The organism is Cellulomonas sp. T2.31MG-18, assembly GCF_964266755.1.
In the GTDB taxonomy this organism is placed as follows: Bacteria; Actinomycetota; Actinomycetes; order Actinomycetales; family Cellulomonadaceae; genus Cellulomonas.
Genome location: NZ_CAXWGW010000005.1, coordinates 193,624 through 208,023 on the forward strand (window position 1 = coordinate 193,624; position 14,400 = coordinate 208,023).

Annotated in this window: 12 protein-coding genes and 1 other RNA gene; 2 read left to right on the forward strand and 11 right to left on the reverse strand. The window is 72.2% G+C overall.

Annotated features, from left to right (window positions below; translation table 11 throughout):
• Nucleotides 1-83: 83 nt before the first annotated feature.
• The 4 genes from ACFQTY_RS16980 to ACFQTY_RS16995 all read right to left on the reverse strand — a co-directional run bounded on the left by ACFQTY_RS16980 (nucleotide 84) and on the right by ACFQTY_RS16995 (nucleotide 4,429).
• Nucleotides 84-1,331: a tyrosine-type recombinase/integrase gene (locus ACFQTY_RS16980; protein ID WP_378102909.1), complete on the reverse strand. Its 1,248-nt coding sequence runs from the start codon at nucleotides 1,329-1,331 to the stop codon at nucleotides 84-86.
• 188 nt (nucleotides 1,332-1,519) lie between these two features.
• Nucleotides 1,520-1,886, reverse strand: a transfer-messenger RNA (tmRNA) gene (ssrA, locus tag ACFQTY_RS16985).
• A 111-nt stretch (nucleotides 1,887-1,997) separates the two neighbouring features.
• A complete protein-coding gene (locus tag ACFQTY_RS16990) occupies nucleotides 1,998-3,527 on the reverse strand; it encodes a S1C family serine protease (protein WP_378102912.1) in 1,530 nt (509 codons plus the stop codon).
• Nucleotides 3,528-3,640: 113 nt separating this feature from the next.
• Nucleotides 3,641-4,429, reverse strand: a complete 789-nt coding sequence (locus ACFQTY_RS16995; protein WP_378102915.1) for a helix-turn-helix domain-containing protein — start codon at nucleotides 4,427-4,429, stop codon at nucleotides 3,641-3,643.
• A gap of 96 nt (nucleotides 4,430-4,525) precedes the next feature.
• Between ACFQTY_RS16995 and ACFQTY_RS17000 the strand changes: the two genes are divergently transcribed.
• Together ACFQTY_RS17000 and ACFQTY_RS17005 are read left to right on the forward strand one after the other, a co-directional pair.
• Nucleotides 4,526-5,506 carry an ABC transporter ATP-binding protein gene (locus ACFQTY_RS17000; RefSeq protein WP_378102918.1) on the forward strand — a complete coding sequence of 327 codons (981 nt, stop codon included), beginning with the start codon at nucleotides 4,526-4,528 and terminating at the stop codon, nucleotides 5,504-5,506.
• Complete coding sequence (locus ACFQTY_RS17005; RefSeq protein ID WP_378102921.1) at nucleotides 5,503-6,294, forward strand: ABC transporter permease; 792 nt, start codon at nucleotides 5,503-5,505, stop codon at nucleotides 6,292-6,294. The genes ACFQTY_RS17000 and ACFQTY_RS17005 overlap by 4 nt, the downstream gene beginning before the upstream one ends.
• A 72-nt stretch (nucleotides 6,295-6,366) precedes the next feature.
• Here ACFQTY_RS17005 and ACFQTY_RS17010 read toward each other — a convergent pair whose 3' ends face one another.
• From ACFQTY_RS17010 to prfB, 7 genes are all read right to left on the reverse strand, one after another.
• Nucleotides 6,367-7,422, reverse strand: coding sequence for an ATP-dependent DNA ligase (locus ACFQTY_RS17010; protein ID WP_378102924.1), 1,056 nt, complete (start codon nucleotides 7,420-7,422; stop codon nucleotides 6,367-6,369).
• A 74-nt stretch (nucleotides 7,423-7,496) separates the two neighbouring features.
• Nucleotides 7,497-9,470 (reverse strand): DUF2207 domain-containing protein, encoded by a 1,974-nt coding sequence (locus ACFQTY_RS17015; RefSeq protein ID WP_378102927.1) that lies wholly within the window; start codon nucleotides 9,468-9,470, stop codon nucleotides 7,497-7,499.
• Nucleotides 9,467-9,937: an SsrA-binding protein SmpB gene (gene smpB, locus ACFQTY_RS17020; RefSeq protein ID WP_337975039.1), complete on the reverse strand. Its 471-nt coding sequence runs from the start codon at nucleotides 9,935-9,937 to the stop codon at nucleotides 9,467-9,469. The genes ACFQTY_RS17015 and smpB overlap by 4 nt, the downstream gene beginning before the upstream one ends.
• Before the next feature lie 83 nt (nucleotides 9,938-10,020).
• Nucleotides 10,021-11,373 (reverse strand): peptidoglycan DD-metalloendopeptidase family protein, encoded by a 1,353-nt coding sequence (locus tag ACFQTY_RS17025; protein WP_378102930.1) that lies wholly within the window; start codon nucleotides 11,371-11,373, stop codon nucleotides 10,021-10,023.
• Between the two features lies 1 nt (nucleotide 11,374).
• Entirely contained in the window at nucleotides 11,375-12,289 is a 915-nt protein-coding gene (gene ftsX, locus ACFQTY_RS17030; protein ID WP_378102933.1) for a permease-like cell division protein FtsX, read from the reverse strand.
• Nucleotides 12,290-12,302: 13 nt separating this feature from the next.
• Nucleotides 12,303-12,992: a cell division ATP-binding protein FtsE gene (gene ftsE / locus ACFQTY_RS17035; RefSeq protein WP_263730485.1), complete on the reverse strand. Its 690-nt coding sequence runs from the start codon at nucleotides 12,990-12,992 to the stop codon at nucleotides 12,303-12,305.
• 271 nt (nucleotides 12,993-13,263) lie between these two features.
• A complete protein-coding gene (prfB, locus tag ACFQTY_RS17040) occupies nucleotides 13,264-14,376 on the reverse strand; it encodes a peptide chain release factor 2 (RefSeq protein ID WP_378102936.1) in 1,113 nt (370 codons plus the stop codon).
• Between the last annotated feature and the right edge of the window lie 24 nt (nucleotides 14,377-14,400).

Sequence of the window (14,400 nt, forward strand, 5' to 3'; positions counted from 1 at the left end):
GCGCGGCCACCCGCTGCTCGACCCAGCCCAGCGCGATCGCATCGAACCGTCCCCGTTCCAGCTCGCACCGGCCGGTGCCACGCTCAGTCTCGCGCGCCCGAATGCCGATCGGCACTCAAAGCAACGGCTGCCAGCGGCGCTGGCGTCGCGCTGGGTTGACTCCGAACCGGGACCAGCCCGCTCAGCGCCTTCGCGGCAGCGTCGGCGGCGGCCTTCTGCTGATCCGGCATGAGGTGCGCATACGTCTCGGTGGTGGTCGTGATCGACTCGTGGCCCAGCCGACGCTGCAGCACGAACAGGTCGGTCCCGGCGGCGAGCATCCACGAGGCGTGCGTGTGCCGCAGGTCGTGCACCCGCGGCCGCTTCGTCAGCCGCGGCGCGTCGGGGTCCGGTGACCCGTCGGGCCGCCGAGGGTTGCAGGCCGCATCCAGCGCCGGTGTCCACGTCGAGGTCCAGAAGCGGGACGACGAGAGCCACTGCCCCACCGTGTTGGGGAACAGCAGCTCGTCCGGCGCCTTGGTCGCCAGCAGCGGCAGCAGCACGTCGACCAGCTCGTCGGGCAGCGAGATCGTCCGCCGCGCACGACGGGTCTTTGGCGGACCGATGTAGTACCGCGAATCCTCGTCGCGCTTCCACGCCTTCGTCACCCGGATCGTCGCCGGCCGCGCCGTCACGTCGACGTCGGCAGGCGTGAGCGCGGTCGCCTCGCCGAAGCGCAGGCCGGTGGCGACGAGGGTGAGGACGAGCGGCTGGTAGAACGGCGCGACCTTGGACAGCAGCAGCGCGAACTCGTCGCGCGTGAGCACCGTCATCTCGTCGTGCGTCAGCTGGGACTTCGGCAGCGAGACGCCGACACAGGGGTTGTCAGGCCGGTAGCCCAGCCGCACGGCCGTCGTCATCGATGCCGAGAGCAGTCCGTGGATGTTCGCGATGGTCTTCGGCGACAGCCCCTTGGCGGACAACCCGTTGATGAAGCCGGCCACCTCGCGGTAGCCGACGGCGGTCACCGGCGAAGAGCCGAGCAGCGGGCCGATGTGGTGGCGCAGGTACCGCCCGTACGACGCTCGGGCGTTCGGGCCGATGCCGGTCAGCAGGTCGATGTGCTCGCGGACGAGGGCGGCGATCGTCGGGCCGCCGGCGGGCGCGACCGCAGCGGCGGCCGGCAGGGAATGCGCGCCACCCGAGGACGAGGACGTACTTGCGGCGGCGGCGCCGGATTGCGGGGGCAAAGAAATGGACGCGGCAATCTCTGCCGCGTCCTTCGCGTGTCCGTGCGCCGCCTCGAGCAGCTCCATCGCCACCCGAGCCTCGTTGCGCGAGGCGTAGGTCATGGAGGATTGACGTCCGGTTCGCGGGTCGCGCCAGAGCACCGCAAAGGCGGTGCTGCCGTCGGCACGACGACGCTCACGAAGGGACGCCATGGGCGTGAGAGTCCGCCCGCACGAGCATCCGTGTCAACAGAGCCGGGGCCCGTGTCAACGAAATCAGCGTCGTGCGGGACGAACCCGCAGGTCAGACGTGGTGGAGGTGGCGGGAATCGAACCCGCGTCCGATGACACTAAACCAGGGCTTCTCCGGGCGCATTCTGCTGCGCTTTTCTCAGCCCCCACGATCACGCAGACAAGTCGTGGACAGGCTCAGTCAGCTGAAAGTCCCCACAACGTCACTGACGAACGCCGTGAGCAGTGGCTCCCTAGATGACGCCAGGAACCGAGTCGGAAGCTAGCTCGGGCTGACGGACTTCACAGCTCGCTCAGGCGGCGAGGGCGAAGTCGGTGCGCGATGTATTGGCACCTATGGGTTTGCGCGGATCGTTAACGAGATAACCGTGCGTCCTCGGCCCGCTTCCCCTGGATCGGCGACCACCGTCGAAACCGATCACCCCCATGTTGAGTTGTCAAGCACCGCCCGTGGGCGGCTGGTCGATCGTACTGGAGAACACCGGGCGGGTCCCGCTCATTCCCGCGGGCCCGCCCGGCACCCGGCTCCCCGCCCGGTCAGGCGACCGGACCCGTCGCCAGCGTCACGGTGGCCGTGTGGCTCGTACCGGTGCTTGCGGAGGTCCAGGTGATGGTCACCTTGTCCCCCGGCTTGTGGCCGGCCAGGACGGTGGACAGCTGGTCGGACGAGGTGATGGCCGTGCCGCCGACCTTGGTGATGGTGTCGCCGGCCACCAGCCCGGCGTCCGCGGCCGGCGTCCCGGTGATCACGCCGGCGATGGTCGCGCCGCTCGTCGTGCCGGTCGATCCGGTGGTGTCGCCCGGCACGCCGCGCGTCTGCGCCGACGAGCCGATGGACACCCCGAGGAACGCCGGGTACCCGATCACGACGTCGGCCGAGCCCTGCCCTGCCTCGATCTGCTTGACGATCGCCATCGCGTCCTGGATGTCGATCGCGTAGGCGACCGTGGAGCCGGGCCCGCTCGAGGCGGCCGTCGTGATGCCGACCACCTGGCCGTTCGAGTCGAGCACGGGACCGCCCGAGTCGCCGCTGACCACCGAGGCGGAGAACTCGATCAGCCCGGACAGCGTCTCCGCCGTGGCGGAGTCGGTCGACGCCGTCATCGTCTGGTCGGTCGCCGTGACGGAACCCGCCGCGGCCACCAGCGTGCCCGTGCCCTCCGCGTTGCCGATCGCCGTCACCGCCTCGCCGCTGGTCACGCCCGCGGTGTCCAGGGTGACCGGAGTCAGGCCGCTGGCGCCCTGCAGCTTGAGCACGGCCACGTCGGCCTTCTTGTCGGTGCCGAGCACCGTCGCCGTGTAGCTCGTGCCGGTGCTCTCCACGGTCACCTGGATCGCGGTGGCGTTCTCCACGACGTGGTTGTTGGTCAGCACCACGCCGTCCGCGGTGAGGATCATGCCGGTGCCGGCGGAGGTCGCGTTCTCGTAGCCCAGCTGGCTGGTGATCGTCACCACGCCCACCTGCTGCGTCGCCGTCGCGGTCGTGGCGCCCGAGGTTGTGGTGCCGTCCGACGGAGCCGCGCCCGACCCGTCGGACGACCTGCCGTCCGACGAGGAGCCGGGGGCGCTCGGGACGAACCCGCCGCGTCCGGAGTAGCCGTACCCGTCGTGCGACCAGCTCCATGGGGCGCGCTCGTCGGTCGCGGTCGCCGCGGTCCCGGTCGGAGCGGCGCCAGGGTGCACGGCTGCGCCGACGACGAGGGCGGCAGCGATCACCGCGGCCGCGGAGCTGCCCAGGATCGCCCGACGACGACGCGTGCGCCGCCGCGGGTCGACCGCGAGCGGCACGTCCCCGACCGGAGGCGCCACCGGGTAGCCACCGTCGGCGGGGACGGCGTACGGGTCGCGGAGGACCGGCGGCACGGGCTCGCCGTGCACCGCGTCGCCGTCGACCGGGGGCGTCGCAGCGGGCGGCGCGGCGATCGGCTGCACCACCGGCTCCGCGACCGGTCCACCGGCCGGCTGCTGCGCCTGCCCGGCGTCGCCTGCACCGACCTGCTGCGGTTCCTGCTCGGACATCCCGTCCACCTCCCCCGCCGCCGTCACCGTGACGTCGACGGTGACCATCAGACCTCGGCAGTCCGGAAGGGCGCTGGACGACCGATGTGGGCTTCCTGTGCACCGGCGACCCAACCTGGGAAGCACCTGGATCCGGGCCCTGGCTGGCCCCGGACCGCACCTCAGCCCTCGGCGAGCAGCCGCTGCACCAGCCGGTCCGCGGCACCGGCCACCTCGTCAGCATCACCCAGCAGCGGCCCGGCCACCACCGCGAGCAGGTGCACGGCGGCCAGCCCCAGGGCGGTGTCCCGGTCCCCGCGGGTCGGTTCGGCCGGTGCACCGGTCCGCGCGGTGTGCACCAACCGCGCCAGCACGTCCATCGACCCACGCGCCAGCGGGGCCAGCTCGGTCTGCGCCTCCGGGTGCCGCACGGCGTACGTGTACAGCTCCAGGGTCAGCAGCATGCGGGTCAGCAGGTCGTCGTCGGGCACCCGGACCGCGAGGTGGCGCCGCAGGTCCGCCGGCGTCCAGCCCGACGTCTCCACCGCCTCCTGCTCCGTGAGCTCGCGGGCGATCTCGAGGAAGATCGCCTCCTTCGACTCGAAGTTCGAGTACAGCGCCCCCTTGGTGTACCCCGCCTCGGCGGCGATGTCCCCCACCGCCGCACCCTCGTAGCCCTTGGCGGCGAACACCCGGCGCGCGGCGGCCAGCAGGTCGGCACGGGTGCGCTCCACCTTCGCGCGGCGCCGACGCTCGCCGGCGTGACGACCGAGCTGGGCCGACGCCTCCGCCAGCTCGCGGGAGGCGTCCTTCAACGTCCGGGAGAGCGTGTCGCTGACCTGCTCCCCCGCGGCCGCGGCGCCGAGGCTCATCGCGCGGGTGAGCACGGCTGCGGCGTCGACGAGGGCGCGCGAGGCCGCGCTCACCGTCTCATCGTCGTCCCAGTCCCGGGGGTCCCGTGAGCGCGCCATGCACCCAGAGTACATCCCGTCCGGAATCTGTATCTCATACCGTTCGGTATCTGCTACGTTCCGGCGTGACGGCAGATCGGTATCTGAGGAGGCGTGATGGACGCGGTGCTGGAGGTGCACGGGCTGCGCAAGCGGTTCGTGCGGAGGGGGCACGTGGTGCAGGCGAACGCCGGGGTGGACCTCCGGGTCGCGCCGGGGCAGGTGGTCGGGCTCCTGGGCCACAACGGTGCCGGCAAGACGACGCTCGTCAACCAGGTCGTCGGGCTCACCCGGCCCGACTCCGGCTCCGTGCGGGTGTGCGGCGTCGACGCGGTGGCCCGGCCGGACCTCGCGCGACGGCTGGTCAGCGTCCAGGCGCAGGCCAACGTGCCCATCACCGGGCTGACCCCGGCCCGCGCGGTCGAGCTGGTCGGCCGCATCCGCGGCGCAGGTGCGGTCACCGCACGCCGCCGCACCGCGGAGCTGCTCGAGGCGCTCGACCTGCAGCCGTGGGCGCAGACACCCGCGCAGAAGGTGTCGGGCGGCGTCGCGCGGCTCACCGCCTTCGCCATGACGGCGGTGGCTCCGGGCCGGTTGGTGGTGCTCGACGAGCCCACGAACGACGTCGACCCGATGCGTCGGCGCCTGCTCTGGCAGCAGATCCGGCGCCTGGCCGACGACGGTGCGGGCGTGCTGCTGGTCACGCACAACGTGCGCGAGGCGGAGCGCGTGGTGGACCGCCTCGTCGTGCTCGACCAGGGCAGGGTGCTGGCCGACGAGACGCCGGCGGCCATGACGGCGCGGCACGGCGGCGCGCTGACGCTCGAGCTGGACCTGGCGCCGGACCGCCGGCCCAGCGCACCCGACCACCTGCTGCTCGTGGACCGTGGGCGCCTCCGCGCCACAGCCAACGTGCCGGCTGCGCACGCCGCCGCGGCCGTCCAGTGGGCGTCCGACGAGCTCGCTGCCGGGCGTCTCGAGCGGTACGCCCTGGCACCGGCCTCGCTGGAGGACGTCTACGTGGAGCTGGTGGGAGAGGGCAACGGCGACGGCGCCGCCGCGGGTGCCGCCGACGAGGCGACGGAGGTGGCGGCGTGACGACGACGACCGCGGCACCCGCCACCGTGTCGAGCGCACTGGCGACGCCTCGAGTCTCGGCACTGCAGCAGCTGCCCCTGCTGCTGCGCTGGCAGGCCCGCCGGATGGCCTCCGCACTCCCCCTGCTGGTGCTGGTGCAGATCCTGCTGTCCGTCGCGACGGTGATCGGCTACGGGTTGCTCGTCGGCCAGCCGGCACCCGCCGAGGCGTTGTACCTGGCCACCGGTGCGCCGACCGTCTCGCTGGTCATGGTGGGGCTGGTGATGACGCCCCAGCTGGTGGTGCAGTCCCGCACGGAGGGCAGCGCCGACTGGATGCGGACGCTCCCGGTTCCGCGCGAGCTGTTCCTGGCCGCGGACCTGCTGGTCTGGACGCTGATCGCACTGCCGGGCGTGGTGCTCGGCGTGCTCGCCGGGGTGCTGCGGTTCCACGTGCACCTCGCGCCGACGTGGTGGCTGCTACCGACGGCACTCGTCGTCTCGCTGACGGCCGCCGCGGTCGGCTACGCCATGGCGTGGCTGCTGCCGGGCACCATCGCCCAGCTGATGTCACAGGTGCTCGTCTTCGTGGTGCTGCTGTTCTCGCCCGTCAGCTTCCCGGCGGACCGGATGCCGGTCTGGCTGCAGCACGCCCACCACTGGCTGCCGATCGAGCCGATGGCCGAGGCGGTCCGGGCCGGCCTGGCGCCCGGGTCGTTCACGGTGCCGGGCCGGTCGGTCGCGGTGCTGCTGACCTGGTGCGTCGTCTGCGTCGCCGGCGCCGCGTTCGCCCTGCGGCGACGCGCCTGACGGTCGCGCCCGCACCGGCGGCCTTGACCGCCCGGCGCGCAACGGCCGGACCGACGGTCACCGCAGCCCGGGTCAGCGCCCGGCCAGCACGTCCGCCAGGTCGTAGGTGACTGGCTCCTCCAGCTGCGCATAGGTGCAGCTGGAGGGGTCACGGTCCGGCCGCCACCGCCGGAACTGCGCGGTGTGCCGGAACCGGTCGCCCTCCAGGTGGTCGTACGCCACCTCGACCACCCGCTCCGGACGCAGCGGGACGAACGACAGGTCACGGTCCCGCGCCCATCGGCTGTGCTCGGCCTCCCGCGGCGTACGACCCGTCGCCATCGCCCCCCACGGGTGGTCCTCGAGGGTGGTGACCAGGGGTGCGAGCTCGGTGAGCAGCTCCCGTCGACGCGCCATCGGGAACGCGCCTACCACGCCGACCGAGGCCAGCACCCCGTCCGGCCGGTACAGCCCCAGCAGCAGCGACCCCACGGCGTCCGTGCCGGACGTGTGCAGCCGGTACCCGGCCACCACGCAGTCGGCCGTCCGCTCGTGCTTGATCTTGGTCATCGTGCGCTTGCCCGGTTGGTAGGTGCCGGCGGCGTCCTTGGCGACCACACCGTCCAGCCCGGCGCCCTCGAACTGCTCGAACCACCGCTGAGCCTGCGTGAGGTCGTCGGTCTGCGGCGTGACGGACACCACCTCGCCCGGCCCGACCAGCGTCTCGAGGACAGCACGGCGCTCGGCGAACGGCCGCTCCCGCAGGTCGTCGTCCCCCACCGCGAGCACGTCGAAGAGCACCAGCCGCGCCGGGGTCTCCGCGGCGAGCAGCCGCACCCGGGACTCGGCGGGGTGCACGCGCTGCAGCAGGGCCTCGAAGTCCAGACCGGTGTGCCGGGTCGAGGGGACGACGATCTCGCCGTCGACCACCACCCGCTCCGGCAGCTGCGCCAGGATCCCGGCGACCACCTCGGGGAAGTACCGCTGCATCGGCTTGGTGTTGCGCGAGCCGATCTCCACGGCGTCGCCGTCCCGGAACACGATCGAGCGGAAGCCGTCCCACTTCGGCTCGTACAGCAGCCCTGGCGGGATGGACGACGAGACCTTGGCCAGCATCGGGTCGATCGGCGGCATCACCGGCAGGTCCATCGCGCCAGTGTCCCCGAGCCCACCGACACGGACCAGCGCTGGCTCCGCGCTCCCCCGCACCCGGTGGAGCGGACCTACCAGCCCCCGCCGCCCCCGCCACCGACGCCCCCGCCGGAGAACCCGCCGCCACCGAACCCGGACCCCCCGGACGACCCCGGCGTCGGCGCGGACAGCGACTGCGTCGCGATCGTCGAGAACCGGTCCATGGCCCCCGCGAAGCTCTGCGCCCAGAACATGCCGGCGCCGACGTTGTAGTACCCCGTGTACCAGGTCGGCTGCGGGATCGCCCGGCCGCGGGCCGCCAGCTCGGCGAACACCCGGGCCCAGCGGTCGGCCAGCCCGAACACGATGGCGTAGGGCAGGTACCGGCTGAAGATGTCCTGGCCCTCCTCGAACCGGATCTGGTTCGCCTCGGCCGTGGCCAGGTACTGCCGGAAGCCGAGCGCCTGCGCCAGCACGGCCGTCCCGTCCGCGGTCCGCGCCGGCGCACGTCGGGCCAGCACCAGCGTCAGCAGGCCGACCAGCAGGATCGCGACGCCGATCAGCGAGACGCCGCGCACCTGCACCCGCGCGGTCAGCGGCGCGACCAGCGCGATGATGCCGCCCGCCGACAGCAGCCCGCCGCCGACCCGCCACCGCTTCCGCACCACCTGCGGGTCGCTGCGGAACCAGCCCCGCTCCGTGACGTGCTGGTAGAGGCTGCTCTGCACGGCCGCCATCGAGGCGGCGAACGTCGTCCGCAGCTCCGACAGCCGGACCTGCCGGCGGCCGGCGAACACGGAGCCGAGCAGCGCGGTCTCGAACGGCAGCAGCTCCGGGCCCGCATCACGCAGCTGCACCAGCGTCCAGTCCTTCGGCTTCTTGCTCGGGTCGCGGCGCGACACCTCCTCGATGCGCAGGTAGCCGCGGACGGCGAGGTCCACCAGCGTCGCGGTGACGTCCACCGCGTTCGCCCGCTCGTCCACGAGCGTCCCGACCGCGCCGGGGCCGGTGCCCTCGGGCGGCGTGAACTGCACCGCGACGGCCTGCCTGCCCCGCAGCCCCGTCGCCACCTGCTGGCCGGACGCCGGCCGCAGCCCCGGCGTCAGCCCGAGGTACGCCTGGTCCCGGCCCGTCCGCAGCACGCGCCGCACCACCACCACGGCACCGAGCACCAGCACCGCGAGCGCCGCTCCGCCGGCGACGCTGAACGGTTCGAGGGCTGCGGTCGGGTCGAACCGCGGGCCCAGGATCGGCTGGGAGCGGAACGTGCCGGCCGGCCACCCGGTGACCACCGACCACTGCTGGCCGACGTCCACCACGTCCTGCGTGAACCGGCCGCCGGTGCCCTGCACCGCGGCCGACGTGCACGGGTCGGTGCTGCCGTAGCTGCCGACGTAGCAGGCGGCGCCCACCGCCGACGCAGGCCCGGTCACCACCAGCGACAGGTGCGAGACCGGCACCACCCACCCGGACCCGATCACGTTCCAGTACAGCTCGTCACCGCTGTGCTGGCTGTTGGCCGGGTTCACCCAACCGTCCACCGTGTAGGCGATCCGGTAGGTCTGCACGCCCTGCACGTCGCCGTTCTTCGGGTCGCCGATCCGCAGGACGATCGCGTCCCGGTCGTTCTCCTTGTTCACGTGGGCCGGTGCCCCGGTCGGGCTCGACGCGGTGATGTCGGAGTACTGGTACAGGCGGTCGTGGGAGTCGTCGTACCGCTGCCGCGTCGTCAGCGTCAGGTACGGGCCGTGCCCGGGATCGTTGCCGAAGTCGAAGTCCAGGTCGATGGTCACCCTGGTGCGACCGTCCGCGCCGACGTCCGCCCGGACGTCGTACCGCGTCACCTCCCGGCCGGCGGTCATGTCCCCGGGCCTGTGCGAGAGCCCCGCGGAGGCGGTCTGGATGCCCGTCGGCGCCGTGGTGGCCAGCCCCGTGGTCACCGCCGCGTGCGGCGCTGCTGTGGCGGGCCGGGCGCTCGCGACGAGGCCCCCGGTGACGGCGGCGACGAGCCCGACTCCCGTCAGCGCAGCCGCCGCGGCACGCCTCAGGCCCCCGCTCCTGCTCACCGGTCCCGTCGCTCCCGGATGGCCCGCTGCGACTCCAGGTTGTCCTGGCGCTCGCGGAGCGCCTGACGCTTGTCCCAGTCCTTCTTGCCGCGGGCCAGGGCGATCTCCACCTTGGCGCGCCCGTCCAGGAAGTACAGGGCCAGCGGGACGATCGTCTGACCCTTCTCCCTGGTGCCGGCAGCGAGGCGCTCGATCTCGTCGTGGTGCAGCAGCAGCTTGCGCTTGCGCCGCGGAGCGTGGTTGGTCCAGGTGCCCTGCGAGTACTCGGGGATGTGGACGCCGTGCAGCCACGCCTCGCCGCCGTCCACCTCGCACCAGCCGTCCACGAGGGAGGCGCGGCCGGCGCGCAGCGCCTTGACCTCGGTGCCGGTGAGGACGACGCCGGCCTCGTAGACGTCCTCGATCGTGTAGTCGTGGCGGGCCTTGCGGTTGGCCGCGACGAGGCTACGCCCGGTCGGCTTGACCACCGTGCCGCCTCCCCTCGATCAGCCCACCGTCCCGGCGGGCCCGTGGAAGCCTACACAGCGCACGGACCCGGACGCAGGTGGATTCAGATGCCCAGGTAGGGGCGCGGGTTCACGGTCGCGCCGTTGACGTACACCTCGAAGTGCAGGTGGCACGCGGTGGACACACCACCGGTCATGCCCGCGTAGCCGACCACCTGGCCGGCGTGGACGTGCTGGCCGGGCGACACGGCGAAGCTGTTCATGTGGTTGTAGCTGGACATCAGCGACGCGCCGTTGACCCAGCCGTGGTCCAGCATCACCTGGTTGCCGAGCCCGTCGCGGTACATCGCCCACTGGACGGTGCCGTCGCGGCCCGCGTACACCGGCTCGTTGCAGTGGTCCATCAGGTCGATCCCGGCGTGCAGACGCCAGATGTGCAGGATCGGCTGCAGCCGCATCCCGTACTCCGAGGTCACGTAGATGGGGTCGTGCGCCGTGGGGTTGACGAACCACGCGCCGGCCGGGGCCTGAGCAGGCCTCCCGCTCGCAGCGGCAGCACGGGCTGCGGCGGCAGCCTGGGCAGCCTGCTCGGCGACGATCTGCGCCAGCTGCTGGTCCAGCTGGCTGCGCGCGGTGTCGAGCGCTGCCTGGTCCGCCTGGGCCTGGGCGATCTGCCCCTGGACCGCGGCCTGCTTCGCCGTCTGCTGGGCGAGCAGCTGGTCGAGCTGCGCCTTCGCCGCCGCCGCGTCCTTGCTGGCCTGGTCGGCGATCACCACCTGCTGGTCGGCGGCCTTCTTCAGCTCGTCGATCCGCTGCCGGACCGCCGTCAGGCGGGCCTGCGAGTTGCGGTCCTGCGCCTCGAGCTGCTGCATCTGGCCCAGCACCTGCTCCTGCGTGCGCTGAGCCGTCGCGGCCATGGCGAACCGGGCGACGAAGTCCTGGGCGTTGCTGGCGCTGAGCACCACCGACAGGCCGGACGCGTCGGCCGCGGCACCGCCCTGGTACGCCTGACGCGCCATCTGCCCGATCGCGGTACGCACCTGGGCGGCCTGCGCCTGGTCCTTGGCGACCGCGTCGGTGATGGCCGACTCCTGCGACTTGGCGTCCGCCAGCTCGTCGGCGATCCTCTGCGCCTCGCGCTGGGCGGCCTGCAACGTCGCGTTCGCCTCGTCCACCTTCTGCTGGGCCGCCGGCAGCTGCGCCTGCACGTTCTGCAGGTCGGACACGACCTGGGCCAGGTTGGCCGACAGGTCCTCCAGCGAGGCCTGGAGAGCATCCTGCTGCGCCTGGTTCGCCTGGATCTGCGCCTGCGTCTGCTTGCGCTTGTTCGACAGGTCGTCGGCACCGGCCGGTGACGCCGTCGCGACGAGGCCGAGCAGCAGCGCGGACAGCACCGCGGCGAGCGCCCGGCGCAGGTCGCGCGCTCGACGGCGGCGAGGAGTCATCGGTCGGTTCATGTCACACCTTCGTGTAGCGGCTCAGAGTGACGACGGACGAGACACCGGCCAGCAGGATCGCCACCGCGACGAGGATCGGCGCGACCGACATCACGTCGCCGGTCCCGACGTACGGGATCCAGCCGACGGACGAGCCGAGCCAGTCGGTGACCAGGTACCGCACGCCCAGCCACAGGGCGCCGACGGCCAGGGCGGCACCGATGGTCGCCGCGATCGCACCCTCGAGCATGAACGGCAGCTGGATGAACACCGTGCTCGCGCCGACCAGCCGCATGATCCCGGTCTCCCGGCGGCGGCTGAGCGCGGACAGCCGGATGGTGGTGGTGATCAGCAGCACCGCAGCCAGCAGCATCACCGCCGCGAGGCCGCCGGCGAGCAGGGTGGCCCGGTCGAGCACCAGGAACAGCTTGTCGAACAGCGCCCGCTGGTCCTGCACCTGCTCCACGCCCTGCCGACCGGACAGCACGTCCGCGACCACCTGGTACTTGGTGGGGTCGGTCAGCTTGATGCGGTAGGAGGAGTTCATGTCGTCGACCGTCGCGGCGCTGGCCCAGAACTGGCCGGCGAACTGCTTCTGGAACGACGCGAAGGCCTCCTGCTTCGTCTCGAAGTAGACCTTCTGGATGTACGGCTTGACCTCGGGGGCGTCGAGCGCCGACTGGATGTCCGCCTTCTGCGCGTCGGTCACCTCCCCCGACGAGCACGTCGTGGCCGACGAGTTGGCCGGGCAGAGGAACACCGACACCTCGACCTTGTCGTACCACTGGTCCTTCATCTTGCCGATCTGCGTCTGCAGCAGACCGGCGACCCCGACGAAGGTCAGCGACACGAAGGTGACGAGGATGACCGAGATGGTCATCGACAGGTTGCGGCGGAGACCGATGCCGATCTCGGAGAGGATGAACTGCAGTCGCACGGTCCCGGTCCCCTCAGCGGTCCGAGCCGTAGACGCCGCGCGACTGGTCGCGCACCATGGCCCCGGTGTTCAGCTCGACCACCCGCTTGCGCATCTGGTCGACGATCTCGTCGTCGTGCGTGGCCATCACCACGGTGGTGCCGGTGCGGTTGATGCGGTCGAGCAGGCGCATGATCCCCAGTGACGTGGTCGGGTCGAGGTTTCCGGTCGGCTCGTCGGCGAGCAGGATCGACGGGCGGTTGACGAAGGCGCGGGCGATGGCGACGCGCTGCTGCTCGCCACCCGACAGCTCGTGCGGGCGACGCTTCTCCTTGCCGGCCAGCCCGACCATCTCGAGCACGTCCGGCACCGTGGTGAGGATGTGGTGGCGCGGCTTGCCGATCACCTGCAGCGCGAAGGCGACGTTCTCGAAGACCGTCTTGTTGGGCAGCAGGCGGAAGTCCTGGAACACGGCGCCGATCTGGCGGCGCATCTGCGGCACCTTCCACGACGAGAGGGTGCTCAGCTCCTTGCCGGCGACGAACACCTTGCCCGCGGAGGCGCGCTCCTCGCGCAGCACGAGCCGCAGGAAGGTCGACTTCCCCGAGCCGGACGAGCCGACGAGGAAGACGAACTCACCGCGCTCGACGTCGAGGCTCACCCGGTCGAGCGCGGGCCTCGCACCGCGTGCATAGACCTTGGTGACGTTCTCGAACCGGATCACGTGCCTGCCCATGCCTCGTCGTGCCCCGAGCGCCGGCTCACGCCGACGTCCGGACGGCCCACCCCTCGCGAGCCTCCTCGAGGCTACGAACGGCCGGCGACCCCTCCGGGCAGGACACGCCGCCCCGGGTGCTGTGAATCGGCACCCGGTGCCCGGTATGCCGGATACGTCCCGGACAGCCGTCCGACTTCACCGGTCGGCAGCAGGCGCGCCGGTCCGACAGCGGCCGTCGGACGCGGCAGCGTGCCCGTGGAGCAGCACGCGTCGCGGATCAGACCGTGCCGTTCTCCTGGCCACGGCGCCAGCGGATCCCCGCCTCGATGAAGCCGTCGATGTCACCGTCGAAGACGGCCATCGGGTTGCCCACCTCGTAGTCGGTGCGCAGGTCCTTGACCATCTGGTACGGGTGCAGCACGTAGCTGCGCATCTGGTCGCCCCAGCTGGCCTTGATGTCGCCGGCCAGCTCCTTCTTCTTCGCGTCCTCCTGCTGCTGCCGCAGCACCAGCAGACGCGACTGCAGCACGCGCATGGCGGCCGCCCGGTTCTGGATCTGGCTCTTCTCGTCCTGCATCGACACCACGAGACCGGTCGGCAGGTGGGTGATCCGCACCGCCGAGTCGGTGGTGTTGACCGACTGGCCGCCGGGGCCGGAGGACCGGAACACGTCCACCCGGATGTCCGACTCGGGCACGTCGATGTGGTCGGTCTGCTCGATCAACGGGATGACCTCGACCGCCGCGAAGCTCGTCTGACGGCGTCCCTGGTTGTCGAACGGCGAGATGCGCACCAGCCGGTGGGTGCCCGCCTCCACCGACAGGTTCCCGTAGGCGTAGGGGATCTTCACCTCGAAGGTGGCGCTCTTCAGCCCCGCCTCCTCGGCGTAACTCGTGTCCAGCACCTTGGTGGGGTACCCGTGCCGCTCCGCCCACCGCAGGTACATCCGCATCAGCATCTCGGCGAAGTCGGCCGCGTCCACGCCGCCGGCACCGGACCGGATCGTCACCACGGCCTCGCGCTGGTCGTACTCCCCCGACAGCAGCGTGCGGACCTCGAGCTCCCCCATCGCCTTGCGGACGGCGCCGAGCTCCGTCTCGGCCTCGGCGGCGCTGTCGGCGTCGTCCTCCTCCGTGGCGAGCTCCACCAGCGTCTCGAGGTCGTCGATGCGCGCCTTCAGCTTCGCCAGCCGCTCGAGCTCGGACTGAGCCGCGGACAGCTGGCTCGTCACCTGCTGCGCCGACTCCGGGTCGTCCCACAGGTCCGGCGCGGACGCCTTGCTCGACAGGTCCGCGATCTTCTCCCGCAGCGCCGCCGGGTCGATCACAGCCTCGATCGAGTCGAGGGTGCTGCGCAGCGCGCGGATCTCAGCGGGGAAGTCGGTGGCCACGACCGTCCAGGCTACCGGTTCGCC